The sequence below is a fragment of the Belliella alkalica genome (assembly GCF_022549785.1).
In the GTDB taxonomy this organism is placed as follows: domain Bacteria; phylum Bacteroidota; class Bacteroidia; order Cytophagales; family Cyclobacteriaceae; genus Belliella; species Belliella alkalica.
Genome location: NZ_JAKZGO010000003.1, coordinates 167,220 through 190,915, shown reverse-complemented (window position 1 = coordinate 190,915; position 23,696 = coordinate 167,220). Strand labels below are relative to the sequence as shown.

At 36.9% G+C, this 23,696-nt stretch carries 22 protein-coding genes; 11 read left to right on the top strand and 11 right to left on the bottom strand.

Annotation, left to right across the window (positions count from 1 at the left end):
• Positions 1-79: 79 nt before the first annotated feature.
• Positions 80-1,084 (bottom strand): CDP-alcohol phosphatidyltransferase family protein, encoded by a 1,005-nt coding sequence (locus tag MM213_RS04865; protein ID WP_241410350.1) that lies wholly within the window; start codon positions 1,082-1,084, stop codon positions 80-82.
• 559 nt (positions 1,085-1,643) lie between these two features.
• Between MM213_RS04865 and MM213_RS04860 the strand changes: the two genes are divergently transcribed.
• From MM213_RS04860 to MM213_RS04825, 8 genes are all read left to right on the top strand, one after another.
• Positions 1,644-4,751, top strand: a complete 3,108-nt coding sequence (locus tag MM213_RS04860; RefSeq protein ID WP_241410349.1) for a SusC/RagA family TonB-linked outer membrane protein — start codon at positions 1,644-1,646, stop codon at positions 4,749-4,751.
• Positions 4,752-4,761: 10 nt separating this feature from the next.
• Positions 4,762-6,210 (top strand): SusD/RagB family nutrient-binding outer membrane lipoprotein, encoded by a 1,449-nt coding sequence (locus MM213_RS04855; protein WP_241410348.1) that lies wholly within the window; start codon positions 4,762-4,764, stop codon positions 6,208-6,210.
• Between the two features lie 18 nt (positions 6,211-6,228).
• Entirely contained in the window at positions 6,229-6,720 is a 492-nt protein-coding gene (locus MM213_RS04850; RefSeq protein WP_241410347.1) for a hypothetical protein, read from the top strand.
• 217 nt (positions 6,721-6,937) lie between these two features.
• Complete coding sequence (locus MM213_RS04845) at positions 6,938-7,795, top strand: ABC transporter ATP-binding protein (protein ID WP_241410346.1); 858 nt, start codon at positions 6,938-6,940, stop codon at positions 7,793-7,795.
• Entirely contained in the window at positions 7,792-8,613 is an 822-nt protein-coding gene (locus MM213_RS04840; protein WP_241410345.1) for a hypothetical protein, read from the top strand. Before MM213_RS04845 ends, MM213_RS04840 begins: the two co-directional genes overlap by 4 nt.
• 1 nt (position 8,614) lies before the next feature.
• The gene (locus MM213_RS04835) at positions 8,615-8,992 is read left to right on the top strand and encodes a GntR family transcriptional regulator (protein ID WP_241410344.1); all 378 of its coding nucleotides are present in this window, start codon (positions 8,615-8,617) and stop codon (positions 8,990-8,992) included.
• Positions 8,979-9,677 (top strand): hypothetical protein, encoded by a 699-nt coding sequence (locus tag MM213_RS04830; RefSeq protein ID WP_241410343.1) that lies wholly within the window; start codon positions 8,979-8,981, stop codon positions 9,675-9,677. Before MM213_RS04835 ends, MM213_RS04830 begins: the two co-directional genes overlap by 14 nt.
• A gap of 56 nt (positions 9,678-9,733) precedes the next feature.
• Positions 9,734-10,774 (top strand): TlpA disulfide reductase family protein, encoded by a 1,041-nt coding sequence (locus MM213_RS04825; protein ID WP_241410342.1) that lies wholly within the window; start codon positions 9,734-9,736, stop codon positions 10,772-10,774.
• A gap of 488 nt (positions 10,775-11,262) precedes the next feature.
• On the opposite strand, the gene MM213_RS04820 is transcribed toward MM213_RS04825, so the two are convergent.
• Positions 11,263-12,495 (bottom strand): sensor histidine kinase, encoded by a 1,233-nt coding sequence (locus MM213_RS04820; protein WP_241410341.1) that lies wholly within the window; start codon positions 12,493-12,495, stop codon positions 11,263-11,265.
• A 146-nt stretch (positions 12,496-12,641) separates the two neighbouring features.
• Here MM213_RS04820 and MM213_RS04815 point away from each other — a divergent pair, with 146 nt between their 5' ends.
• Positions 12,642-13,112 carry a Dps family protein gene (locus MM213_RS04815; protein ID WP_241410340.1) on the top strand — a complete coding sequence of 157 codons (471 nt, stop codon included), beginning with the start codon at positions 12,642-12,644 and terminating at the stop codon, positions 13,110-13,112.
• A 64-nt stretch (positions 13,113-13,176) separates the two neighbouring features.
• Here the strand turns inward: MM213_RS04815 and MM213_RS04810 are convergent, their stop codons facing one another.
• The 9 genes from MM213_RS04810 to MM213_RS04770 form a co-directional block, all read right to left on the bottom strand.
• A complete protein-coding gene (locus MM213_RS04810) occupies positions 13,177-14,490 on the bottom strand; it encodes an ABC transporter permease (RefSeq protein WP_241410339.1) in 1,314 nt (437 codons plus the stop codon).
• Positions 14,483-15,385 carry an ABC transporter ATP-binding protein gene (locus MM213_RS04805; protein WP_241410338.1) on the bottom strand — a complete coding sequence of 301 codons (903 nt, stop codon included), beginning with the start codon at positions 15,383-15,385 and terminating at the stop codon, positions 14,483-14,485. Before MM213_RS04805 ends, MM213_RS04810 begins: the two co-directional genes overlap by 8 nt.
• Positions 15,386-15,429: 44 nt before the next feature.
• Positions 15,430-16,317, bottom strand: a complete 888-nt coding sequence (locus tag MM213_RS04800; RefSeq protein WP_241410337.1) for a toast rack family protein — start codon at positions 16,315-16,317, stop codon at positions 15,430-15,432.
• Positions 16,318-16,395: 78 nt separating this feature from the next.
• Positions 16,396-17,508 carry a molecular chaperone DnaJ gene (gene dnaJ, locus MM213_RS04795; RefSeq protein ID WP_241410336.1) on the bottom strand — a complete coding sequence of 371 codons (1,113 nt, stop codon included), beginning with the start codon at positions 17,506-17,508 and terminating at the stop codon, positions 16,396-16,398.
• Between the two features lie 5 nt (positions 17,509-17,513).
• Positions 17,514-18,074: a nucleotide exchange factor GrpE gene (locus tag MM213_RS04790; RefSeq protein WP_241410335.1), complete on the bottom strand. Its 561-nt coding sequence runs from the start codon at positions 18,072-18,074 to the stop codon at positions 17,514-17,516.
• Positions 18,075-18,267: 193 nt separating this feature from the next.
• A complete protein-coding gene (gene obgE, locus MM213_RS04785) occupies positions 18,268-19,260 on the bottom strand; it encodes a GTPase ObgE (protein WP_241410334.1) in 993 nt (330 codons plus the stop codon).
• An 86-nt stretch (positions 19,261-19,346) separates the two neighbouring features.
• Positions 19,347-19,919 (bottom strand): adenylate kinase, encoded by a 573-nt coding sequence (locus MM213_RS04780; RefSeq protein ID WP_241410333.1) that lies wholly within the window; start codon positions 19,917-19,919, stop codon positions 19,347-19,349.
• Between the two features lie 68 nt (positions 19,920-19,987).
• Entirely contained in the window at positions 19,988-20,518 is a 531-nt protein-coding gene (gene hpt / locus MM213_RS04775) for a hypoxanthine phosphoribosyltransferase (protein WP_241410332.1), read from the bottom strand.
• An 86-nt stretch (positions 20,519-20,604) separates the two neighbouring features.
• Positions 20,605-21,513, bottom strand: a complete 909-nt coding sequence (locus MM213_RS04770; RefSeq protein ID WP_241410331.1) for a M20/M25/M40 family metallo-hydrolase — start codon at positions 21,511-21,513, stop codon at positions 20,605-20,607.
• 170 nt (positions 21,514-21,683) lie between these two features.
• Here MM213_RS04770 and MM213_RS04765 point away from each other — a divergent pair, with 170 nt between their 5' ends.
• Together MM213_RS04765 and upp are read left to right on the top strand one after the other, a co-directional pair.
• Positions 21,684-22,979, top strand: a complete 1,296-nt coding sequence (locus tag MM213_RS04765) for an OmpA family protein (RefSeq protein ID WP_241410330.1) — start codon at positions 21,684-21,686, stop codon at positions 22,977-22,979.
• A gap of 69 nt (positions 22,980-23,048) precedes the next feature.
• On the top strand, positions 23,049-23,696 hold the full coding sequence (upp, locus tag MM213_RS04760; protein ID WP_241410329.1) for a uracil phosphoribosyltransferase: 648 nt from the start codon (positions 23,049-23,051) through the stop codon (positions 23,694-23,696).

The window sequence follows — 23,696 nt, the reverse complement described above, 5'->3', positions numbered from 1 at the left end:
TGGGAAAACTAAGTTAAGAAACATCTATGGATAGAGGCAATATTTGGCGGAAATTGTCGGAGAAAATTTCCGCCAAATATTATTTGAGAACGTTCTTTCTGATGTATACAAACAAAAAAAGTAATACTGTGTAGTATATAAGGAAAGGAATTACAATTGACACAAAACCAATTGAAATAAATGTTGCTATTATTAACAATTGAAAACCCAATCCATATATTGAAATCATAGACATAAACCATTTTGGAAATACTATCGACTCATTTGCGTTTTTATCCAATTGATAGATAGCCTTGTCAAATATTATGTAAAGTAAATTATAAGTATCGTAAAGTATATCTACAGTTTTTTGACTTTCCGTATAAAAAGCTTTTGGACGTTCGTTTTCTATAATTTTGCTTGTCCTTTCTCCACCCTCTGTTTTGTGTCTTAAGATTACATAATAATAGTTATACAATGTGCCTTGAAGTTGCATACAAACAAAGGCAAGAATCATAATCAGGAAATGAGTATCTGTAACCTTCCATATTGCCAAAAGGAAAAAGAAATTTAAAAAAATATCAAATATAGAATCTAAATATCTTCCTGTATAAGAGGGTCTGTTTTTGGTCCTTGCTAACTCCCCATCTGCAGCATCAAGAATAGATTTCACGATAAGAAACACCCCTGCTGTAAAATAATGGCTGTTTAAAATGCAGTAAATTGCAATGATTCCACTAATTCCAAATAAGTAAGTAACTTGAACGGGAGTGATTTTAGTATGTTTTATTTGGTCTACAAAGGCTCGGGCTATAGGTCTCCCGTAATCAGAAACATCAATAAACTTTTCTTCAGAAGGTAATTTTGGCATATTTTTTTTTCTGCGTTTCTCTAGAATCCTTGCAAAATTCCAGTTTGGCAGCTTGGTTAAAGAGTGTAAGTCATGTAAAACAGACAACTTATAGAAATTGTTTGAATTTTCTATTTTTTTATATGTATATCCGTTTTCAAACCAGTAGAATCTAAATAATTGAATTAACCTGTGATGTCGAACCAATATCAATAAATATCCAATATCTATTAGTATCAGTTTGCCAAAAAACAATTGTTTAATTGATTAGTGGCATGCTTGCGGATAATCATATTTTTTTAATGAAAAGATGATTTTTTAAAATTGAATTATAGCTAAAAATGTGTTCATGACTACAAAGTCTATCACTCACTCCTATATCAACTTAAGTATTTATTTAGAAAGAATTTTCGGTAAAAAAACAATGAAAAGTAGTATTAAAGACATTATTTAATTTTACGAGTATATTTTTGTAAAAAAAAGTGAAAAAAATTTTCGTTTTGCATAATCATCAATCTGTAAAATTTAATTTTTTTATTAAACAAAAACTAAGATATGCAGATACAAGAATATAATTTCTATTTTTTATTTAATTTAAAATTATATTTTTCATTAATCACAACAACAACCAATAATCATTAATTATTAAAAATGTAATTTTTTAGACCCGAAAATATTATTTTAACATTATAATTTAATTCAAAATAATAATACTGTTTTCAATATTTATAAATATAACTATAACAACTTTTTTTGTAATAAAAAACATTAATATTTGTGATTATTAATTAATGATTAACCTTAATAAAATAAGATGAAGAGAGTTTTATTGTGTTATCTGTTACTCTTGTTTGGTGCCCAGGGAGTTTGGGCACAGAGTAAGACAGTGACCGGTAGAGTGACCTCAAGCGATGAGCCTGAGGGGATACCGGGAGTGAATATTTTGATTAAGGGCTCAGGCTCTGGAACTACAACAGACTTGGATGGTGGTTTTTCCCTTGAAGTAGGGTCAAATGATGCTGTACTTGTATTTAGTTTTGTAGGTTACACGACAAAAGAAGAACGTGTTGGAAATCGCTCGGAAATTAATGTGGTATTGAAATCGGATTTGTCAGAATTGGGAGAAGTGATTGTGACAGCACAAGGGATAGAACGTGACGAACGCTCTCTTGGATATGCAGTACAGTCCATCAAAGGAGATATGGTCAGCCAAAAATCTGAACCAAACCTACTGAATTCACTTCAAGGCAAGTTGACTGGGGTAAATATCGTGGGTGCTTCAGGAGCTCCAGGGGCATCAACGAATATCAACATTAGAGGAATCACTTCCTTTACGGGATCGAACCAACCTTTGATCGTTGTAGATGGAATTATCTTCAACAATGACACTGACAATACTCAAAATACGCTTTTTGGATCACAACCTTCTAATAGGCTGAATGACATCGCACCTGAATCTATTGAGTCTGTCAATGTATTGAAAGGCCCGGCAGCATCCGTACTTTATGGATCTAGAGCTTCTGCGGGAGCTATTGTGATCACTACAAAAAGTGGAGCAGGACTAGAGAACAAAACCGAGGTGACTGTCACCTCCTCTGTAAATGTTCAAAATGTATATGGACTTCCTAAATTCCAAAACCGTTATGGTCAAGGAACCCAAAATGATTTCAACAATATTTCTACAGGTTCTTGGGGACCTGCATTTGGAACACCAGGTTTTGAAACTGTAGAGACCAGTTTCGGTACTACAGTTCCTTACCAAGCATATCCTAACAATGTTATTGACTTTTATCAGCAAGGCAGAATTATCCAAAATGGAGTAAGCATAGCTTCAGGGGATAGAGATGATAATTTTATTGTAGCTGTAAACACCTCCCTTCAAGATGGTATTGTACCAAATTCTTCTTTTGACAGGTACAATGTTCAAATAGGAGGAAATAAAAAATTGAACAATGGTATAAAAGTCGGAGGGAATGTAACCTACGTCAAATCAAGTTCAAGAAACACAATTACTGGTAACGGGGGATCTGCCTTTGGGCAAATTACAAGAATCCCTAGATCATTTGATTTGGTTGGAATGCCTTTTCAGGATGAATTCGGAAATAGTTTATTCTACAACCCAGCTCAAAACCATCCATTATGGAGCACCGAGAATGAATACCTGCAAAGCACTGTTGATAGGGTGTTCGGTAATTTCACCGTCGGGTATGATTTCTCGGATTGGTTAAATGTAACTTATAGAGTTACTGCAGACACATATACAGATAGGAGAAAAAATTTGGCGAGAATTGGATCAGCAAGAACCCCTGCCGGAAGCATAGGAGAAGATATGCTTTATCGTTCTGAACTAAATGGTGACCTATTAATCACTGCCTCTAAGTCTAATTTCTTAACAGAGGGTCTAGACGCATCGTTATTGCTAGGTCAAAACCTAAACCAAAGGAATTTTCAGAGTATTGGCGTTTTTGGATCTGCTTTAAATGTTCCATTCTTTGACAATGTGAGTAGCGCTTCTGTATTTACAGGTTCTGGAGAGTCTTCTTCCGTAAGAAGATTGATTGGCCACTACGCTCAATTGGCGTTAGCATACAATAACTATTTGTTCTTAGAACTATCAGGCAGAGTGGATCAATCTTCCACTTTACCAGCTGGAAATAATGCTTATTTCTACCCATCTGTTGCAACAAGTTTTGTTTTGACGGATGCATTCAACATTGAATCTAACTTCTTGTCTTATGCAAAACTTAGGGCAAGTGCTGCTACAGTAGGTAGAGATGCTGATCCTTACTTGCTAAACACATTCTATGGAACTGCTGGATTTGGTAACAACCTTGCTTCTATTACATTCCCGATAGGGGTTGGGGGGGCAAATGTCCCTGGCTTTCTTCCTGGGGCAAGATTAGGTTCGGAACAGTTGACGCCTGAATTTGTCACAAGTTATGAAGTTGGTGGTAATTTCGGTTTGTTCAATAATAGACTTTCAATTGATGCTGCTTATTTCTTTACAAGATCTACCAATCAGATTTTTAATGTTGCAGTATCAAACTCTTCCGGTTATGATCTTCAGACCACCAATGTAGGGGAAATGGTCAATCAAGGACTTGAATTGGAACTAAGCGGAACTGTCTTGCAGGCAGGTCAATTTACTTGGGATCTTGGATTAAACTTCACCAGAATAAGGAATGAAGTAAGAGAAATTGCTCCAGGAGTAGATCAATCGGGTATTCCAGGGGATGGTTTCATTGGCCTTACCCCTTCTATTGTAGTTGGTCAGCCTTATGGTGTCCTTGTTGGAAATCAAATGCAAAGAAATGGTGATGGTGAATTATTGATTAATCCATTAACTGGTGCATATCAACCAACTCTTGCAGGCCAAGTGATTGCTAATCCTCAGCCAGACTGGCTTGCTGGATTGATGAACACTTTCTATTACAAGAACTTCACCTTAGGTGTATTGATTGACACTCGTCAAGGTGGAGATATTTATTCTTTCGGTATGGTAGATCAAAGAAATGGAGGTTCATTGGAAATGACGGGTGCTGATAGAGAATTGCCAAGAGTTCTTCCCGGTGTGATTGAAGTAGGAGAAGGTCAATATGTGCCTAACAATATCCAAGTTCCTGCACAAACATATTGGTCTGGTCTAGGTGGACTGATATCAGAAAGTGGTGTTTATGATGCGACAGTTTACAGATTGAGAGAGGTAAGCTTGTCATATACTTTGCCTACAAAATATTTAGAAAGGACGCCTTTTGGATCCGCAAGTATCGGATTTAGCGGTAGAAACCTTTGGTTTTTTGCGCCAGGATTCCCGGGCGATCCAGAGTTGAATACGCAAGGTGCGGGCAATATTCAAGGACTGGACTTGAACGGCGTTCCGAATACTAGAAATTATGGTGTCAATATCAGATTCACACTTTAAAAGAGAAACAATGAAAGCAATTAATAATATAATATTAGGTGCAGCACTTACTTTGGTAGCTACTAGTTGTGGAGAATTCTTGGATATCAATGAAAATCCGAATAATCCTGAAGCTGTGACTCCAGAATTATTGCTCCCTTCTGGTTTGGCAGGTGCAGCATTTGCCAACAACAACGAACTTAACAGATTTGGCTCAACAGTAATTTCTGTCACTGCTGGTGCAGCAGGATCTCCTTCAGCTTATGATATCTATGATATTGATGGCGATGATTTTGGTAATCAATGGAGATTTGAACTGTATGGCGGGGCTTTGATTGCATTTGAAGATATGATTACATCTGCCGATGAGTTAGGAGCAGCAGCATACTCTGGTATTGGTAAAATCATGAAAGCTTATGCATTTGCCTTAGCTACAGATACATGGGGCGACATCCCATATTCAGAAGCACTAAAAGGGCTTGAGAATACGCAACCTATATTGGATAGTCAGGAAGACATCTATAAAGGTACCGATCAGATTCAAAGCTTATTTGACTTAGTGAGAGAGGGTATTGATGAATTAGCGGAAGAAAGCACGCTCTCACCTGACCAAGATGACATCGTATATTCTGGTGATCTTGACAAATGGAGAAGAGCAGGGTATACCTTGATGCTCAAAATGGCAAATACTATCTCTTACAGAGAACCAGCATTAGCCACTTCAATTATCAACGAAGTATTGCAGGCTAATGAATATATCATGAGTAATGAAGATGATTTGAATGTGAGGTTTGGGACTTCTCAAGGCAGTTATGCGCCAATTCATGAATGGACGAACGTTTCTACTTTCGCAGGTGATTTGATCATTAGCACTAGGTTTGTTAATTTGTTGAATAGTAAAAACGACCCTCGTTTACCGATTTTTGTTACAGCTCCCACAGGTAGCTTTGTTACTATCGACAATGGTTTTGCAGGGCAAAGGCCTTTACCTCAGGACTCATGGTCAAGATTCAATAGCTATGTGACTGGCGGTGGTGCTGGACCAGTAAGATTGTTGACGAATTTCCAAAGAGCATTTATATTAGCTGAATCAGTTGTCAGGTTAGGTATAGCAGGTGATGCTAATGAATACTATCAAGAAGGAATTAGAGCTTCTATGTCTTTGGCTGGCTTGTCTTCTGCTCAAATAGATGCGTATTTTGCTGAAAATGCATCTGAAGTAACGCTGTCAGGAAATGCTGAAGAGGATTTGGAGAAAATCATCACCCAGAAATATATTGCTTGGACAGGTAACGGTGTCGAGCAATGGACTGACTGGAGAAGAACGGGTTTCCCTACTTTGGCTCCGCATCAGAATGCGGGTGGTATAGATCCTAATCAAAGACCTTTGAGAGCACAATATGTATCTCAAGAAGTGAATAGGAATCCAAATTTTCCAAATAATATATTTCCAAATGTCCCTGTGTGGTGGAATGAATAAATTAAGAACATGAAAAAGATGAAAAATTATATATTTCTATTGGTTTTAGCCTTGTTCGCAAGTTCGTGTGAGCAAGACTTTGGAGAGCTGAACAGAGACAATGTTGCTACTGTTCCCTTGACTTTCCCCAATGCTACGACATTTGGATTTGATCCATACATTGAAGTCTCTTTAAGTGGAGATGGCGAAATTCGATACGAGATGGAAATTCCTGAAACAAGCGGTAGGACTATCAGCGAAATCACCAAAGTGGTGGGTGGTGCTTCAGATATCAACGTTGGTACGCTGAATTCTGGCACAAGCTATATCGATGATCCGATCCAAGTAGCTGGTACAAGCACAGAATTCGTGACATCGATTTCCGAATTTGAAGAAAAGGTAAGGACAAATAGCGAAGGAGAAGTTACTCCTGTTGAAATTGATGAAGAGCTTGCCTTTTTGTTTCTTGTTACACTAGACAATGGTGATCAGATAGTCTCGACAAGAGTTCGAGTAAGAGTAGTTGAATAGTGTTTTGACAAGAGATACTCAATACAAAATAAAAAGGGTGGCAGTTGATCTGTCGCCCTTTTTTTGTTATACCCATTGGGTTTTCTACATTAAAAACCCAATGGATTTTATGTGAGTAGAAAATTAATTTTCAGTATTTTTTTTAAAAAATTTTGACTTATAAATTTAATCGATTATGTTAGTGTCATAATATACTATGACAGTAAAACAATATGATATGATTTCAGTCAAAAAGTTACGTTTTTCCTATCCTAAAAAGCCGTGGCTTTGCGAGGAATTGGATTTGGAATTGAGTGAGGGCAAGATTATAGGGCTCTTGGGATTGAATGGAGCAGGCAAGTCCACATTGATGCGCCTAATGGCAGGATTGCTAAAGCCAGTTTCAGGCGAAGTGAGTTTTGAGGGTGGGGCTACATTTGATCGATCGATTCCTTTTTTGAACCAAATGATTTTTGTGCCTGAAAAAGTTTCTGTGCCTGAGTTTTTGAAAGTGAAGGAATATTCGAGTGTTTACCAAGACTTTTATTCTGGATTTGATTTAGATCGATTTGAAAAGCTGCTTTCAGAGTTTCAGATTATAGGGAATCAACGGGTTTCCAATCTGTCTTATGGACAGCAAAAAAAGTTGCAAATAGCCATAGGATTGAGTACTGGGGCGAAGTTGTTGCTTTTTGATGAACCAACGAATGGCTTGGACATCCCTTCAAAAAGCACGTTTAGAAGAGTGCTTTCGGGAAGCTTGCAAGAAGATCAGACGATGGTTATTTCTACACATCAGGTCAAGGACATAGAAAATCTAGTAGATCAGATCATTGTCTTGGATGAGGGAAAAGTGAAGTTACATGCAGATCTGGAGGAGCTAGAGAATCAATTTGTCTTTTCCCAAGGACCTCAAGCTCCTGATCAAGCTGTTTTTGTAGAGTCACATCTTCTTGGAGCTCAATATATAGTAAAACAGCCTTATGGAGAACGTAATTCTGGTGGTAGTCCAGACTTGGAATTACTATTTAATGCAGTGATCGCAGGCAAGTTGGCCGGAGAATTTTTATCAACTCAAAATCAAGCAACATCATGAATAACATATCTATATCCAGAATTTTGAAGCTGATTAAGTTTGAGTTTTTGATGCATAGGAGGTTTTATCTGATGATTTTTATTGGAGCTTTTGTATTAGTTACTTCCTATTTGACTTATAGCTTATCCCATTATAAGATAGATATGACCCAGTATGGGATGAAAAATCATTTTTATACGGGACCTTATTTTTTCTATATGATGGCTGTTTTAATTTTCGTGGCAGGTCAGAGTTTTATGGATTTGAGATCGAAGGCTGGGGCAGAGCGCTATATCTTACTTCCTGCTTCTGTTTTCGAAAAATTGATTTCCCAAGGGTTCGTGAAATTTGGAGTCACCTTTCTGGTTATGCCTGTTATTTTTGTGTTGAGTGCGCTCTTAGCTCGCTGGATAGCTGTTGAGCATCTGTCACATTGGACGGGAAGTATTAAGAATATTGAAGTGATCAGCTCAAAAGTTCTGTTTTTGGATAAGGATAATTTACCTCTGATCGGATATGTGTTTTTTATAGGTTTTTTTCTTTTTGCATCATCAGCCTTATTTACAGGGAGTCAGTTTTACGGGAGATGGAATTCTGTATTATCTCCTTTATTTATCATGTTGTTCAGTCTGTTTACGGCCTTTTCTCCATACCTATTATCAAGTTTGTTTAGTAGTAAGCATTGGAGCGTAGGGGAGTTTTTAGGTGTCAAAAGGGAAGTTACCATATTAGGTCAAGAAGCTCCGCTGTATATTTTTGCTTTATTAGTTCTTTTTTATCTGGGTTTTTTACTCAGTTGTTTCATTTCATATTTCAGGCTAAAAGAAAAGGAGGTCTAATATGGAATTTAGCGATGGTAAAACCATATTTATTCAAATTAGGGATTGGCTAGTCGATCAGATCCTTACAGGAAGTCTATCGCCAGGTGACAAGGTGCCTTCTGTCAGGGAGCTTGCCATAGACTTGGAGGTCAATAGAAATACAGTGATGCGAAGCTATGCCTTGATGGAGCAAGAAGGTATACTGGATAACAAGCGGGGGATTGGTTTTTTTGTCTCCGATCATGCTAGAGAGCGATTGATTCAGGATGAAAAAAAACTCTTTCTTCAAGAAGAACTCCCCAAGCTGGTGCATCAAGTAAAAGTCTTGAAAATGGTTCCTGCTGATTTTAAAAAGCTATTTGATCAACTTAATGAAAATCAAAATGAAAACAAGTAATAAGTTATTATTCTCTTTTTTAGGATTTGCATGGCTTTCCATGGTTGGGGGCATGCTGGCATCTGTTCACTTATTAGAAAGTAAGCCTTTTGTAAAAGATGCTGTAGTTAGTTCGACTCCTGTTGATGATGATTATTCAGTTGTGTCAATTCAAGACTTTGGCAAGTTGGCATTGGTAATGAGTAAAGATACACGAATAGAACGCCGGAAAATCTCTTTTGAAGGAAATGATGAACATGTTTCAGAAGATGTTGATCCTTATTTCGTTGAGGTTAGAGATGATACTTTGTTTATCAGTAATGCTGAAATAAAGCAATATGAAACATGGACACTTCATGTTGATAGGCAGATAAAATCTCTGATATTAAACAATGTTACAGAGGTGAACGCTCTAAATGCTTTTGAATACGATAGCCTTAAAATATTGGCTTCAAACTCTTCCTTTAGATTGCCAAGAGATCATGGTTTGGCATTTCTAGCTTTCAAGGGAGAGGCTGGTGCTCATTTGTCAGTAGATGGTATTGCTAATTTAGAGATTCATTTGAATCAGAGTAAAGCGGATATCACTCAATTCTTAGGAAAGGTGTCTGGAGAATTGATAGGTGCACAAGTGAGCCTACCTAAAGAAACTACTGAGGTTGCCTTGAAAAAAGATACTAATTCTAAATTTTATTTCTGGAATTGAGAAGGTATTTAGTTCGAAATAAATCCGCAGCTACAATACATCCATAAATACTCACTATGCTACGATACGTTTTCCTTTTATTGATTTTATTTTCAAGTCAACTTTCTGCCCAGAATTCCTTTTCTATAAATGGTTCGTTCCAAGATTTCAATGGCATCATCTATCTGAAATACGATGCTAAAGTTGATAGTTGTACTGTGACTAATGGTGATTTCACCTATTCTGGGAATATTGATCAAACTACCCCAGCTAGTTTTTTTATCAAAGACGAAAAGCAGGTTTACTACAATATATTTGTTCTTGAGCCTGGAGAATTGGCTGTCAAGGTAGATACGGTTACGAGGGTGTATGATGGTGAGCCAGTATGTCGTCTTAGTACAAAGGTGACTGAAGGCGGGAGCACCAACACACTGCTTGATTCATTTCAAACTAGGTTGATGCAAAATGCAAGTGCAATGCAGGGAAAAAGTGTAGATGAAAGGAAACAGTTTTATGTTGACGAACTTAGACAATTTTATGCACAGCATCCAACGGAAATAGCTTCATTGATCTTGGTAGAGCAAGCAAGTCCTGCATTTTCACAACAAGAATTAGTTTCTTTTTATAATAACCTGGATGCGGGTATTCAGGATAGTTATTATGGTATAAGTCTAAAAAAGTCTATAGATAAAAATAGCAAGGCTGAAATCCATCAGCCTATTATGGACTTTTCCCAAGAGAGCCTGAGTGGTGAGCTTATATCTATAAGGGATTTGCGTGGGAAGTATGTGTTGGTTGATTTTTGGGCATCTTGGTGTGGTCCATGTCGCGCAGAAAACCCGAATCTGTTAAAGATATATGAATTGTATAAGGATCTTGGGTTTGAGATTTTGGGAGTGTCTTTAGATGCTGATCGAGAGAGTTGGGGAAAAGCAATTCAAGCTGATGGGTTGACTTGGTTGAATGTTTCAGATTTACAGGGAAGCCAAAATGAAGTCGCTAGGATGTTTGGTGTATATGCTATTCCAGATAATATATTGATTGACCGTGAAGGGAGGATTGTGGCCAGGCAGATCAGTTTGGAGCAGTTGAACCAATTACTTTCTGACGTTTTGTGATTGATCTTGCGAGTAAACACAAAACGTTTCACGATCCCTTCGACGTCTGTTTTTAATTCATGTAATTTCCTAACCTAAGAATTGCATGCTTATTTTCGGTTATGGTCGAAAAACTGCATAAAAATGTGTGTAATTAATTCGAATATAATAACAAGGACTGTTGAAAAAGCAGTAAAAAAATAGACTAAATAGAGGTGAAGTATAGTTGGTAGTGGTGTCAAAGTAAGTCGAGAAGACTAAATTGATGAGGCAGTTAATAGCAAATGAAAAGCTGGACGAATTATAGCTCTATTGTAACCAACCTGAATATAAAGATCAATCCGAAGTTTATATTTCCTCTTATGCGATAAAGGTTTTCTCGGTACATTTTGAAATCCAAAGCTATAGCACTATATTCGAAGCTGTAAGGTTTAATAAATGGAAAGATTTGACAGTCTTTGGCTGTTTTATCTTTTATCTGGGCTTCTTTGAAGCCTTTTTTATTTCTTTTAAAAGCTGAAAAAGTCTTCTTTGGTATTTTCTTCCATTTGTTCTTTCACTCCATTTAGTACAATTCTAAATGTGGTGCCTTTTCCAACTTCTGAGTTTTTAACAAATACTTTTCCTTGATGATAACCTTCAATAATTCGTTTTGCTAGAGTCAAACCTAATCCCCAACCTCTTTTTCTAGTTGAAAAACCAGGATTAAACACCTTCTTATACATATTTTTTTCCATTCCTTTTCCATTGTCTGTAATATCAACAATCACAAACTGCTCACTTTCCTTTATGATATCTATGGAAATTTTACCTTGCCCTTTCATTGCGTCTACGGCATTTTTGCAAATATTCTCAATCACCCATTCAAATAGTGGCTTATTGATCATTGCTTCAATATCTCGTGCATAGCCATTCACATTCATCTCCACCTTACTCGATATTCTTGGCCTTAGATATGTGATTGCATCATCTACTACCTTGAATACATTTTCGGATTCGATTACTGGCTTGCTTCCTATAGAGCTAAATCTTTCTGTCACCATCCGCAATTTGACCACATCTTTATCCATTTCTTGGATCACTTCCTTATTTTCTTCCCAAACTGGGGAATTTTTCAGATAGTCAATCCATGCCATCAAAGATGCAATCGGGGTACCTAGTTGATGGGCAGTTTCCTTAGTCAAGCCAGCCCATACTTGATTTTGTTCTGCAATTTTTGATTGGTTGAATACAGCATAAGCCAAAATACCGAAAACAATAATAACTGCAAGCTGTACATATGGGTAAAACCTCAAAGAAGTGAGCAATTCTGAATTTCTGTAATAAATAAATGATCCATTTTCCATTTGAATGGGCTCGTAAGACTCTTTCATCTTTTGAAGCTCTGACTTGAGCACCTTCAATTTTTCTTCTTCTGATGCTCTCTTACCAAACTTAATATTCTTGTATTCACCAGGGTTCCCATATTCATCCATGATAATCAATGGAATAGAATTGTTTTGTTGAATAATTTCCTGATTGATGAACGTCAAATTGTCAGTATAAATAGATGCATACTCTAACGCTCTTGCCAAAAGTTCGATCTGCCTTTTTTCTCTCTCTTTTAGTTCTTCAACTAGATTGTTCGTATAATAGATTGATCCAAAACTTATTACAACAGAACAAATAAAGATCAACCATTTGATCCTGCTTTTATTCTGATAAAAATCTAAAGTGGTAAATTCCTGAAGGGTATTCTTCATTTTGTAACTCTAATTGAATTTGGGCGTAACATTATAGAGAACTCAATATTCCGATAGTTATTATCAATCGGACAAAATTTACTTTGATTGAGTATGGCTTTATATTTGTTCCATTAAGTATAGTAAGAAACCAAAAATATAATAAAATGAGCACAAACGATATAGGATTAGAAATAAAAGACAGTAAAAAATTAGTCAAAAAACTAAACAGCCTACTGGCAAATTACGAGATATATTATCAAAACTTAAGAAACTTCCATTGGAACGTATCAGGGCCTAATTTCTTCGAGTTACATGCCAAATTTGAAGAACTATACAACGAGGCGAATTTAGGGATCGATGAGACAGCGGAAAGAATTTTGACTTTAGGAGAAAGACCTTTGTCTTCTTTTGAGGAGTATATTGCCCACTCTGAAATCAAAGAAGCAAAAGAAATCAATGATGCCAAAAAAATGGTGGAAACTGTCAGAGAAAACCTCAATGTATTGTTGAAACTTGAAAGAGAGGCATTGGATGCGGCTTCAGAACAGAATGACGAGGGTACAGTAGATCTAATGAGCGGATACATTACAGGAAAAGAAAAAATTGTATGGATGCTTTCGGCTTACTTAAAGTAAGTGACTGACTAAAAAAATCATCAAAGTAAAAGTCAAAAAGCCCGATACTTTTCGGGCTTTTTGATTAGTTCATTTTTATCCATTTCCATAGAGTTTTATAATTCACCTTACTTCCATGCATGAGTATCCCGATTTTATAGATTTTCCCTGCCATCCAAGTTGTGAACAAAAACCCAACTATCAATAGGGACATTGATAAAGCAAGATCGAAGAATGGAACGCCGTAACTGGCTCTCCCCATCATTGCAATAGGAGATGTAAAGGGGACAACTGAGAGCCAAAAGGACACATTGCTATTGGGATCATCAAGTACAAAAACAAACAAGCCGAGATAAGCTATCAATAAAGGTATGGTAACGGGTAACATAAACTGTTGCGCATCAGAAGGTGTATCTACAGCAGCCCCAATAGCCGCAAAGAAAGACCCATACAACAAATAACCTCCTATAAAGTAAAAGATAAAGGTCAATGCTATTTTGACAAAATCAATCCCACCAATAACCTGAAGGATTTCAGAATAATCATTACTGATGTTCATATTTGACATCTCTGTCATGGCTGGACTAGCTAGTTCCATAGCTGTTTGTTGCGGCATTTGCATGCCAAAATACCCTATCACTATACTAGAAACTCCTGCTATGAGCATCAACCAAATGAGAAACTGAGTAAGCCCAACCGCACCTATCCCAATTATTTTTCCCAACATCAATTGAAATGGTTTGATTGAAGAAACCAAAATCTCAATGATTCGGCTAGATTTCTCCTCAATAACACCCTGCATAATCTGATTCCCATAGACGAAAATGAAAATGTAAATCAGTATCCCTGTAAAAAAACCAATCCCATAGTTGATAGTAGCATCAGTAATTTTTTCATTACCTGAGTTATCAAGGGTAATCGATTGGATACTCACCCGCGTCCTATAAGCATCCAGTACTTTTGGATCTATCCCTGATTCCATCATCCGTTGTTCTTCAATTCTCCTTTTCAGACTGGATTCCATGTCAGCGATGAAAGTCATACTTGGATTGGTCTCTCCGAAATAGGTTATCCCAGAAGGATTATCAAGTTGAATTTTGGGAATATATAAAAAGCCAAACCTTTCTCCCGACTGAACCTGTCGCTTACCTTCCTCAATATCTACTTTGGAAAAAGAAAAGGCATACTGATCTCTACTTTCTAAGAAAAATAGATTGTTTTCATCAACAACCTCAATGATTCTCAAAGAAGCTCCCTTTTCTTCCCCTACAGCAATCCATAGAAATATTCCCATCACAGTAGGGAAAATCAAAGGTGTCAGAATAGTCGCAAACAAAAATGACTTCTTCTTCACCCTGGCCAAATACTCTCTCTGAATCACTAAAAAAACCTTATTCATAAGAATGGGATTTGATTTGTTGGATAAAGATCTCTTCCATTGTCGGAATTATTTCTGAAAAACCTTGTACCTCCCCCAATGCTATCATTTCATTCAATAACATATTTGGGCTTTTTTGCTGAAGTGGCACTTCCAATATTATTTGGTTTCCTATAGTAATGGATTTCCATTCTTTTGGTACATCTAGCTCCCCTCGAGGTTCTAAAATAACTTTATAGATTTTGTTTCTAAACTTCCTCTTTACTTCTAAAAGCCCACCACTGAGAATCAATTCGGACCGATGAATCATTGCTATTTGATCACACAATAGCTCGATGGATTCCATCCTATGGGTGGAAAGCACTATGGTGATTCCCTTTTCCCTGAGTTCCAATATCTCATTCTTGATTAATTCCGCATTGACTGGGTCAAAACCTGAGAAAGGCTCATCTAGAATCAAAAGTTCAGGCTCATGAATGACTGTAGCTATAAACTGGATTTTTTGAGCCATTCCTTTTGAAAGATCTTCAATTTTCTTCTCCTTCCATGTCTGTATAGCGAGTTTGTCTAGCCAAAAATTCACTTTCGATTTAGCTTCATCAAGAGACATTCCTTTCAGCCTTGCAAAAAAAATCAACTGATCCCAAACTTTCATTTTCTTATATAAGCCCCTTTCTTCGGGAAGATATCCTATGAATGGGATATGTTTTGGATGTAATTTCTCATTTCTGAAAAATATCTCTCCTTCATTTGCATCTATAATCTGATTGATTATCCTGATCAAAGTGGTTTTACCAGCACCGTTTGGGCCTAGCAAACCGAAGATTGACCCCTTAGGAATGCTTAGATTTATATCTTTAAGAGCAACATGATTTTCAAAAGCCTTACTTAGGTGACTGATTTCTAAAATATTCAATGCAATATCTTTTTTTTAAATGTAGTGATTTGCAAATAAAAAATCTATTTAACTGTAAGGGAACCTACAGAAACATCTATCGTAAGTTCCATAAGATCTGGCGCATCAGCCTTGTAACTCTTGCTTACGTAAGTCTTATCTCCTATGTCCTTTAAGTATTTGGGAAGGTGAGTCCTTGTCATTGCAGTTGAGATTATTTTCAATCTATAGGGTTGGGATTGATCTGGAAGTGTCAGGTTAACTTTACCTGCCCCGACTACAGCAGATACTTTTAAATCGTGCAGAATATTTTCAGAAAACGACAGATTCAACGTACCATAATTAATCTCAAATATCATATTTTCTGCATTTGCATAATTAATATTTGTAGCATCCAAACTGCCCATATTAATAGATACCATCATTGTATCCATCGTAACTGAGTTAGCAACTTTTTTGCTGAAATCCAATTTTATGTCAGCACTTGCGGACTTGATTTTACAATTTGAGACAGGAATATATGAAAAGTCAAGATCAGCTTTCCCTACGCCAAAATAAAGATCAAGATCATAAAGATGATTGGAACTTAATCCTACGTCCCATTTGTGATCAAAGTCCTCAGAATCACTGGAAAAAAGCTTATAGGAAAGGCTTTTTCCCAAAGTTTCAGACTCCACATTTCTATGAACCAAGTGTGTGGACAAAACCCCATCCTTTATTTCATGAGAAAATGTTGGAAGAATATTGACTTTTGACAAGGATGAATTTATGATTAAAGGCAAATCACCATGGTTTCTTTTGAGCTCAGTAATCCCCTTGTACACGTTGAAATCAACGTGAACTAAATTATAACCTTTTCTTTCTTCAATTTTAAAAATTTTGTTTATCTGGGCTTTTGAAGGTATTTCGACTCCAAAAACAAGACAAATCATAAAACACAATCCTCTCAACATACGGATAAATTACGGTGATAATTAGAAAAGGTTTTTTCTGAGTAGAAAAAAAGGCTGGAAAAATTTCCAGCCTCAATTTTAAAAAAATTCTTTCATCTTATCAAAGAAACTTTTCTCTGAGTTTCCCGGATCTGGCTTGAAGTTCTCTGAGTCTTTCAGACCTTCTAAAATTAGCTTCTCTTCTTTGCTTAATTGTTTAGGAGTCCATACATTGACATGAATCAGCTGGTCACCTTTTCCATAACCATTGATGTCTTTTATACCTTTACCTTTGAGTCGAAGCATTTTCCCACTTTGTGTAGCCGCATCGATCTTTATTTTGACTTTTCCATCTATCGTTGGCACCTCTACTTGCGCCCCCAAGGCTGCATCAATGAAACTTACATAAAGATCATAGACAACGTTATTCCCATCTCTTTGAAGGATTTCGTCTTCTATCTCTTCGATTACGATCAACAAATCTCCAGCAATACCACCAGCAGTCTCGTTACCTTTTCCAGACATGCTCAATTGCATACCATCTGCAACCCCTCCAGGTATATTGATCGCAATGACTTCTTCTTTCAAGATCAAGCCGCGCGCATCTGCTTCTGCTGGCTTTTTATCTATCATTTGCCCGTTACCACCACAGGCGGGACAGGTACTGGCAGACACCATTTGCCCAAGCATCGTATTTACTACCTTTTTCACTTGACCAGTTCCCTGACAAGTTCTACAAGTGGTAAATGTAACCCCATCAGCTAAAACGTGCCTCTTAACTTTGATTTTCTTTTCTACACCATTTGCTACCTCTTTGAGAGTTAGCTTCAATTTCACACGTAGATTAGTTCCTTTTTTGGTTCTTCTACCTCTTCCTCCTCCACCAAAAAACGACTCAAAGCCTCCACCTCCACCACCGAAGATATCTCCAAATTGGCTGAATATGTCATCCATATTCATTCCGCCACCGCCAAATCCACCATTCCCACCAACTCCCTGATGACCAAACTGATCGTACCTTTGACGCTTCTCCTGGTTACTTAATACCTCATAAGCTTCAGCTGCTTCTTTGAATTTGTCCTCAGCTTCTGGATTATCTGGATTTTTATCCGGGTGAAACTGTATCGCTAGCTTTCTGTAGGCTTTCTTAATCTCATCTGGTGTTGCATTTTTAGCAACTCCCAACACTTCGTAATAGTCTCTTTTTGCCATATCAATTACGCTCCTATGACAACTTTAGCATACCTGACAACTTTGTCACCTAAAGTATATCCTTTTTCTACAACATCTATTACTTTTCCCTTGAGGTCTTCAGAAGGAGAAGGAATCTGGGTGATCGCTTCTTGTGTATCTGCATCAAAAGGTTCTCCTACCAAACCTTCCATAGGCTTCAAACCTTTGTTTTCAAGGATTTTTTGGAATTTTTGAAACACTAATAAGTTCCCTTCTCTCACTTTATTTGCATCTTCTTCACTCTCACTTGCTTTGAATGCTCTTTCGAAATCATCCACAACTGGGATTATTTCCGACATTAAATCTTGCGAAGCGGTCTTGATTAAATCAAGGCGTTCTTTTGAAGTTCTTCTTCTATAATTCTCAAATTCAGAATACAATCTTAAGTATTTGTCCTTCAATTCCTGAATTTCCGCAAGTAACTTCTCCTCTCCTTTGCTGTCTACAGCAACTTGCTCATCATTATTTTCAACATTCTCCTCTTGTGCAGGCACTTCATTTTTTAGAATCTCTTCTGCTTCTGAAGTCATATTTTCTTTATTCATATCTTTAATTGTCACGTTTCAAATTACTTGACACTTTTACATTCACAGACTACGCTACTAAACCTTCTCTTTTTAGAAAGTGAAATTAACCTAAATTCAAATTTGAGAAATGTATGTATACAATCTGTTTTGATTTCTTAGTATGATTATCAATTTGTTTGCCATAGGGCTAAAACTGACAATCTGACACAGGTCAGTCATTGATAGCCTGCCATAGCATGTCTTTCAATTTGTCTAAGTTGAATTGACTTACTGAAGAAATAAAAACATAAGGGAGTTCTTTTGGCACGTCAGCTTCCATCTCTTTCATCAATCCCTCGTCAAGCATATCTGCTTTGGTTATTGCCAAAAGACGCTTTTTATCTAGGAGTTCTGGATTATACTTTTCTAATTCACCCAAAAGTATCCTATACTGCTCACTTATACTCTCGGCATCTGTCGGGATCATAAACAGCAAGATAGAATTCCTCTCAATATGTCTTAAGAACCTTATTCCAAGACCTCTACCCTCAGCTGCCCCTTCGATTATCCCAGGGATATCTGCCATTACAAAGGATTTATCATCTCTGTAAGGAATCACCCCAAGATTTGGAACCAAAGTAGTGAAGGGATAATCTCCTATCTCAGGTCTAGCTGCTGATATACTAGAGAGTAAAGTAGATTTTCCAGCATTTGGAAAACCAACCAAACCTACATCTGCCAGTAACTTCAATTCCAAAACAATCCACTCTTCTATTCCTTCTTCACCAGGCTGTGCATAGTGGGGGGCTTGATTTGTCGCTGTTTTGAAATGATCATTGCCTAAACCTCCTCTACCACCACGAGTCAAAATAACTTCTTGACCATCTTCTGTAATTTCGTGACGTAATTCAAATGTTTCTGCATCTTTTGCTACTGTCCCCAAAGGAACTTCCAAGATGATATCTTGACCGTCTCTGCCAGTTCTCCTCCCTCCTTCACCATTCTTTCCGGCTTCAGCAATAACATGTTTTTTATATTTCAAATGTAGCAAAGTCCATAATTGTGAACTTCCCCTGAGGATGATATGCCCTCCTCTACCACCATCGCCACCATCAGGACCTCCTTTTGGCACATGTTTTTCTCTTCGGAAATGAACTGAGCCAGCTCCTCCGGCTCCAGACCTAGAGCAAAACTTCACATAATCTATAAAATTGGAATCTGCCACGATATATAATTTTTGGAATAAAAAAGGCTAAGCAAATATGCTTAGCCAAAATATTTGATGCCACAAAGGTAATAAATATTTGATTATTAATACTGATCTATCACTTTTGCGATGTTGTTGAATATTTCGTCTATGGTTCCAACGCCGTGAATTTTGGTTAGCTTGCTTTGATTATCATAAAATCCAGCTACAGGCAAGGTTTCATCCAAATAAACTTTTATACGGGTTTCGATTTTTGAATCATCCTGATCATCCACCCTTCCGGATGTTTTACCTCTTTCACGAATTCGCTCTTTTAAAATGTCTTCTGGAACATCTAAGGCAATCATCCCTGAAATCTTCAGTCCTAAATCCTCCAATACCTTATCAAGCGCACTGGCTTGAGCTACTGTTCTTGGAAAACCATCGAAAATAAAACCATTTCCATCTTTAGTTTCTTTGATTTTGTCTTCGACCATTCCAATCACAACTTCATCAGGCACCAATCTGCCTTCGTCCATATACTTACGAGCCAATTTACCCAACTCTGTACCTTCACCAAGATGTTTTCTAAACAAATCGCCTGTTGACAGATGAATTAAATCATATTTCTCAATTAGCTTCTCGCTTTGAGTTCCTTTACCTGCTCCAGGAGGGCCAAACAATACTATATTAAGCATAACAAATTCTTTTGGAATTATTTTTAATTATAAGATATCAATAAGTGCAACAGACACTCATTCGACGGTTATTTCAATTGATAAATAGATGGCAAATTTCTTCCCAAACCATCATAATCCAAGCCATACCCAACTACAAACTTATTCGGTATTTCAAAACCAATGTAATCTATTTTAACCGGAAACTTCAAGGCTTCTGGCTTAAATAATAATGATACTATCGAAATATCAAGAGGATCTTTTACTTGTAGATTTTCCAGAAGGTGATTCATGCTCAAACCAGAATCTACAATGTCTTCTACTATAATTACCCTTCTACCTTTCAAATCAGTATCCAAACCAATTAAGCTTTTAACCTGACCTGTAGAATTCTCTCCTGAATAGGATGAAAGCTTCACAAAAGTGAATTCAGAAGGTATCTCAATATATTTAGCAAGATCTGATAGAAACATAAACGACCCATTCAATACTCCTAGCAGGATTGGATTGTCATTTTTAAAATCTTTTGAAATTTGTGTCCCAAGCACTTTCAATCGCTGATCGATTGACTCAGCACTTATGAAAGGCACAAACTCTTTGTCTTTTAATTTTACAGTCATAGCTAAATAAAAATGCCCTTAATAAACAAGGGCATCACAAATATAGAAAAAAATGATTCTCATCCACCTATAAAATTGCTAATACATTATAGATGAGTCATTAAATATTTATACAGATCGATCATACATTCCAAATCATACAATGCGACCTTCTCATTTGGCGAATGTACATTGTCTTCAGGAGCACCAATAAAACACCAATCTACTGCATATGGAGAAAACTGAATTTCCCTACCATCACTTCCTCCTGCATCTTCCACCTCTAATTGGAAAGCAACTTTGCTGTTTTTAGCCAGTTCTATCACTTTATTGATAAAACTCCTTCGGGGAATAAATTTATCTCTGATTGAGATAGCAACACCATTTCCGTGAGTCACCCCATCTGTCACCCACGTAATATCAGAAATCAACGCCTGCTTGATCGGTGCATTTTCCATAATAAACTTCAACAAAAAGGGCATACTCCCCCCACCATGTTCTTCATAGGTGGAAAAAACCACCCAACCATCCTTTAAACTCTCACAGACCTTCAATGCATTATATACACCTAGTCTGTTATCTAGATAAGCAGCCTGAATATACCCCTCATGGATCCTTATGTTTTGGGCAAAAGACAAGTTTGTACCCCTTTCAATAGCTCTTGGGAAATCATGGAATAAATTTCCATCAATATTTTTTAGCTTACAAGAGATTGGGCCTAATGAATCTTCGCCTACTAGTTCTGTTCCATCTTCAGACTCAGGCCCTCCTATTGCGATCAATTGATCATGATATCTAGTCATGAAACCAATAGTGTCCATATGAGCAAATACTGCAGTACGAGGATTACCAAACTTGAGTAGTATACAATCATGAAATTCTTCACCTGTATACATAAAAGGTGTAACCTTCCAAGACTGCATACGTTGTAGGATAAGGTTTATAAGAAACTTCTTCATTGGTGACTCATCACCAGAGACACTTTGTATATTCAATAAATCATTTAAAAGCTGCATGTGGCACAATTTATGTTTTGAAACCGACGAATGTATGCCTAATTTATAAAAGATTTGGAATAAAGTTTAAAGATTTAAAAATTAAATATACATTTGTGTTAAGTTAAAAGTTTATAAATTTGCAATTAAATCAATTAAACACTCAAAATTTTGAAAAAAAATTTTTTATCATGAAAAAATTACTACTATCTACATTAATGGCTGGTGCCTTAGCTTTAGGAGCTAACGCCCAGAATGACTACAACAAGTGGTCTCTTGAAGTAAATGGAGGATTCAATAAGCCAATGGCACCTTTGACTGCTGGTTATTTGTCTCCATCATTGAATATTGGACATGCTGACCTTGGGGTTAGGTATATGTTCAATGAAAAATTTGGTGCGAAACTAGATTATGGTTTCGGTTCATTCAGTGAGTCAGACGGAAACAGTCCTTCTTTCTCTACTAACTATTGGAGATTAAACCTTCAAGGTGTTGCAAACTTAGGAAGAATCATGAATTTTGAATCTTTTTCTAGAAGAGTAAACCTTTTGGGTCATTTTGGCGCTGGTATTGGCCAAGTTAATCCACAGGAAAACTTAAACGCTGGATTCAATGATAACGTCTATAATTTCATAGCGGGTTTCACTGGTCAAGTAAAGCTTTCTGAAAGAGTTGCCTTGAATGCAGACATCAGTACTATCCTTAACGGTAGACAGACTACTTCTTTTGATGGCGCTTCTAACATCAACCCATCTACAATGCCAAACCCATCTACCAACAATGGATATTATGGGACTAACGGTACTTGGTGGACTGGTACTTTAGGATTGAGCTTCTACTTAGGTAAGCAATCTACTCACGCTGATTGGTATATAGCAGCTGACAAGTATGCTACTAAAGAAGAACTTGCTAACCAAATTGGTGAGATCAAAGACATGTTGAAAGACTCTGATGGTGACGGTGTACCTGATTACCTTGACAAAGAGCCTAACACTCCAGCTGGCGCTAGAGTTGATTCACATGGTAGAACTTTGGATTCTGACGGTGATGGTATCCCTGATCATTTGGATAAATGTCCATTCGCTCCAGGCCCAGCATCTAATGACGGATGTCCAGTAGAAGAAGTTAAAGAAGTAGATTACTTCAAGAAAGCTATCAATGAAGGTTATGTTAACGTATACTTTGCATTTGACAGTGCTAAGCCTTTGGCTTACTCTTCTTCATCTGTAGGATATGTTTCTAACTTCTTGAAGAGAAATCCAGGTGTTAAACTTGAGATCAAAGGTTATGCTGACGAATTAGGTCCTGAAGATTACAACATGAAGTTGTCTGAAAGAAGAGCTAAATCAGTATACGATCAATTGATCGCTTCTGGAATTGATGCTTCTAGAATCTCTTACAAAGGATATGGCGAAGATACAAGTGTAGATAAAAAATCTGCAGATGCTCGTCAACTTGCAAGAAGAACTAGCTTCGAAGTAAAATAAGATATAATATATCAATTGAAAACCCGATCTTTGCAGATCGGGTTTTTTTTGTACCAAATGTATTCAGTTATGTTTATCTTAAATAAAAACAATAGTATTGCCAACCAATTTTTATCAGAACTCAGAGATATAAAAGTGCACAAAGATCGCTTGAGGTTTCGGAAAAATCTAGAACGGTTGGGTGAGATTTTAGCATATGAGGTTTCAAAATCCCTAGATTATAAAGAGTCTGAGATTGAGACTCCCTTACAGAAAACTAAAGTAAATACTTTAAAAACTCAACCTATTTTAATCAGCGTTTTGAGAGCTGCTGTACCATTCTACCAAGGATTTTCTAACATATTTGATCATTCTGACTCTGGTTTTATCGGCGCATATAGAGTTGAAGAATCTGGTAATGAAGAGATAAACATATCGCTCCAATATCAAGCTACTCCTGATTTGACAGACAAAGAGGTGATTTTGATAGATCCGATGCTGGCTACAGGCAAATCGTTTGTGAAAAGCGTCGAGAATTTACTGAAAAATGGACGCCCAAAAAAAATCCATATCGCTGCCGTTATTGCTGCTCCTGAAGGGATTAATTATATAAAAAACAACTTAGATCTACCCTTTTCTATCTGGATCTGTGCGCTAGATGAGAAATTGAATTCTGCATCATATATTGTCCCGGGGCTTGGAGATGCCGGTGACTTAGCTTACGGATCGAAACTATAG

What these genes read in the sequence shown, in the direction of transcription:
- MM213_RS04860 (WP_241410349.1), top strand. Translation starts at nt 1,644, where the DNA reads ATGAAGAGAGTTTTATTGTGTTATCTGTTACTCTTGTTTGGTGCCCAG.
- MM213_RS04855 (WP_241410348.1), top strand. Translation starts at nt 4,762, where the DNA reads ATGAAAGCAATTAATAATATAATATTAGGTGCAGCACTTACTTTGGTA.
- MM213_RS04850 (WP_241410347.1), top strand. Translation starts at nt 6,229, where the DNA reads ATGAAAAATTATATATTTCTATTGGTTTTAGCCTTGTTCGCAAGTTCG.
- MM213_RS04845 (WP_241410346.1), top strand. Translation starts at nt 6,938, where the DNA reads ATGATTTCAGTCAAAAAGTTACGTTTTTCCTATCCTAAAAAGCCGTGG.
- MM213_RS04840 (WP_241410345.1), top strand. Translation starts at nt 7,792, where the DNA reads ATGAATAACATATCTATATCCAGAATTTTGAAGCTGATTAAGTTTGAG.
- MM213_RS04835 (WP_241410344.1), top strand. Translation starts at nt 8,615, where the DNA reads ATGGAATTTAGCGATGGTAAAACCATATTTATTCAAATTAGGGATTGG.
- MM213_RS04830 (WP_241410343.1), top strand. Translation starts at nt 8,979, where the DNA reads ATGAAAACAAGTAATAAGTTATTATTCTCTTTTTTAGGATTTGCATGG.
- MM213_RS04825 (WP_241410342.1), top strand. Translation starts at nt 9,734, where the DNA reads ATGCTACGATACGTTTTCCTTTTATTGATTTTATTTTCAAGTCAACTT.
- MM213_RS04820 (WP_241410341.1), bottom strand. Translation starts at nt 12,495, where the DNA reads ATGAAGAATACCCTTCAGGAATTTACCACTTTAGATTTTTATCAGAAT.
- MM213_RS04815 (WP_241410340.1), top strand. Translation starts at nt 12,642, where the DNA reads ATGAGCACAAACGATATAGGATTAGAAATAAAAGACAGTAAAAAATTA.
- MM213_RS04810 (WP_241410339.1), bottom strand. Translation starts at nt 14,490, where the DNA reads ATGAATAAGGTTTTTTTAGTGATTCAGAGAGAGTATTTGGCCAGGGTG.
- MM213_RS04800 (WP_241410337.1), bottom strand. Translation starts at nt 16,317, where the DNA reads ATGTTGAGAGGATTGTGTTTTATGATTTGTCTTGTTTTTGGAGTCGAA.
- dnaJ (WP_241410336.1), bottom strand. Translation starts at nt 17,508, where the DNA reads ATGGCAAAAAGAGACTATTACGAAGTGTTGGGAGTTGCTAAAAATGCA.
- MM213_RS04790 (WP_241410335.1), bottom strand. Translation starts at nt 18,074, where the DNA reads ATGAATAAAGAAAATATGACTTCAGAAGCAGAAGAGATTCTAAAAAAT.
- MM213_RS04780 (WP_241410333.1), bottom strand. Translation starts at nt 19,919, where the DNA reads ATGCTTAATATAGTATTGTTTGGCCCTCCTGGAGCAGGTAAAGGAACT.
- hpt (WP_241410332.1), bottom strand. Translation starts at nt 20,518, where the DNA reads ATGACTGTAAAATTAAAAGACAAAGAGTTTGTGCCTTTCATAAGTGCT.
- MM213_RS04770 (WP_241410331.1), bottom strand. Translation starts at nt 21,513, where the DNA reads ATGCAGCTTTTAAATGATTTATTGAATATACAAAGTGTCTCTGGTGAT.
- MM213_RS04765 (WP_241410330.1), top strand. Translation starts at nt 21,684, where the DNA reads ATGAAAAAATTACTACTATCTACATTAATGGCTGGTGCCTTAGCTTTA.
- upp (WP_241410329.1), top strand. Translation starts at nt 23,049, where the DNA reads ATGTTTATCTTAAATAAAAACAATAGTATTGCCAACCAATTTTTATCA.